We start from the raw sequence: 2,183 nt of genomic DNA on the forward strand, positions 1-2,183 counted from the left end.
GAATACCTCGATCCCACGGCCATCTGATGTCGAAATCAAATAACCTGAAATAAATAAAACCGCTAAGTTAATGTACATAAATCCATGAGCGATCTTCGCCGCTACAACTTCATAGCTTTTACCTTCCACATTAGGTGACGCGGTAACTAGCTTCCAAAGCAAGCGGATAATGGTAACGGCAGCCAAAAGAATGCCTACCGAACGGTGGTAGTCTGGTGCTGTTTTGTACCACTCACTGTAGTAAGAAAGATCAACCATCCATAGGCCTACACCAAATAGGCCAAATATTGCGAGTGCTGAGATCCAATGCATTGCTCTTGCTAAAGGATTGTAATTTTTGACGTTGTTGTTCATGCATCTCTTCCGAATGTTAACGTGTCGTGTAGTTTTGAAAAGCGTACCCTACACCAAGTTTGCGTAACATATTATTTACCAAGTTTTACATTAGTTACATCATTTCAAATTAAACGAGTTATTCAAAAATTTTGAACAAGTTGCTTTATGGACAAATTTCTTTGTCGAACAATCGCTTGCTGAGTTATATTTCAACGATTTGTTCAATTTCATAGAGCTCATCTGATATGTCTAACATCTTACGTTCCATCACTTTTTGAGCGTCTTCTATCCCCTTGTTGTAATACACGGCTCCAAACTTTTTACTGATGAAGTCGACTAAGAATTCAGTGTCGAACTGACCAAGCTCTACATCGAGCTCATCTTGTAGGTACTTTTGAAGTGTATGAGTGAGTTCGGATTTTTGCTTTGAATCTAATTGAATGGTCATGGGTGTTTCCAAATAAAGAGTATGTAGAACAATTGTGATTAGCCGACTAAGCTATAATTTCGTTAGCTCACTGCAACTCTGCCAATCAGTTCAAGTTTTCTAACTAGCTATAATTCCTCATAATTTAGTTTACAGACCAGTAGAGTGCCAGTGCTATCCATAAAATCGCTCAGTAATGGTTAATTTTGATAGAGGGATCAAGAACTCGCACTTTGACAATAGGTAATGGCGCCGAAATTACCGTACTATTGCCCATCAATAAGATAGCAACCGTGTATAAGAGGCTTCATTGTTATTAGATCTGGTGATTAAAAGCGTCAATCAGTTTCAAGACGATTGCTTGAAACTTTGTGAGCGTCATTACCCTACCGTACACAATCAAGGGATCAGTGAACATCACATAGGCAAAGCGTTTGCGAGACGAATGGAGCACACTTTCGTTAGCTTCAATCATGCAAGCAACGTAAGCCCACTAGAAATGCTCTCTTCTGGTGAAACGCCACGACATTTCCGAATCTCTTCTGAAATTGGTACCGTTTGGATGATTAGCCACCATATGGTGAGCGCAGGAAAGACTTGTCGTAAAAAGTTGATGCTGGACATTCATAACTGGCAGCAAGAGTACGGATTTGCCATTCAACCCAATGACCTATTGATTATTGTCTCCGACCATTGGATAAGTCGAAGCAAAAACAGTGGTGAACTCTTGCATTGGTGGATGGGGGAACTCCCAGACCAGATTAGCGACTACAGCCTACAAGGTATCACGCTAAGAGAGAGTGATACTCAATTCGCAGATGATTTAAATAGTAACTTCAAAATCAGTCCGTGTTTTATCCGATTCGCTCACCCGCTAAAACGCTCTGGAAATCAACAACTAGTTCGTAAATACCTGCAACTTTATGCGGTAATACAATGGCAGTAAAATACAAGCCAATTTTCAATTTGATATATAACGTAAATAATTATACCTACACTTTTATTTTATAAAATAACACCTATATTCTACACATTTATTATCCGGGTTCTCCAGTTTACTAATTAATAACTTAACAACCTCAATATTAATTTTGAGAGACAGACATCATTTTTGTGTAACCACGAAGATCTATTTATTTTATTATTTTGATACTCCCCCAGAATGTAAGCCTTTAACCATATTTATTTCAGGTGTATAAGTGTTAAGGCTTTATATTGATAGGGTTGATATGATATAGGTTACTCAGACATCAAATTCACTGAACCTATAAAAAAAGCTAATCAATATATATCATTGATGCATAATGACCTTTATCATCCTGATTTTTCGCTGACTTTAATTATTTAGATGTTACCGTGACAAATTAATTTTTATTAATTGACAATTTATCAACACCTGTCAATATTATGACAACTGTGA

At 37.4% G+C, this 2,183-nt stretch carries 3 protein-coding genes; 1 reads left to right on the forward strand and 2 read right to left on the reverse strand.

The annotated features are described in order from the left end of the window. Together AB4653_RS17890 and AB4653_RS17895 are read right to left on the reverse strand one after the other, a co-directional pair. The coding region (locus tag AB4653_RS17890) for a cytochrome b (RefSeq protein ID WP_372104886.1) at positions 1 to 354 on the reverse strand (354 nt) is incomplete at its 3' end. A 184-nt stretch (positions 355 to 538) separates the two neighbouring features. Next, positions 539 to 784 carry a DUF2164 domain-containing protein gene (locus tag AB4653_RS17895; RefSeq protein ID WP_017059821.1) on the reverse strand — a complete coding sequence of 82 codons (246 nt, stop codon included), beginning with the start codon at positions 782 to 784 and terminating at the stop codon, positions 539 to 541. A gap of 289 nt (positions 785 to 1,073) precedes the next feature. Between AB4653_RS17895 and AB4653_RS17900 the strand changes: the two genes are divergently transcribed. After that, positions 1,074 to 1,709, forward strand: coding sequence for a hypothetical protein (locus tag AB4653_RS17900; protein ID WP_009845296.1), 636 nt, complete (start codon positions 1,074 to 1,076; stop codon positions 1,707 to 1,709). Positions 1,710 to 2,183 lie beyond the last annotated feature (474 nt).

Origin of the sequence: Vibrio sp. 10N.222.48.A3 (assembly GCF_041475345.1) — a bacterium.
Classification (GTDB): domain Bacteria; phylum Pseudomonadota; class Gammaproteobacteria; order Enterobacterales; family Vibrionaceae; genus Vibrio; species Vibrio tasmaniensis_A.

What these genes read in the sequence shown, in the direction of transcription:
- AB4653_RS17895 (WP_017059821.1), bottom strand. Translation starts at nt 784, where the DNA reads ATGACCATTCAATTAGATTCAAAGCAAAAATCCGAACTCACTCATACA.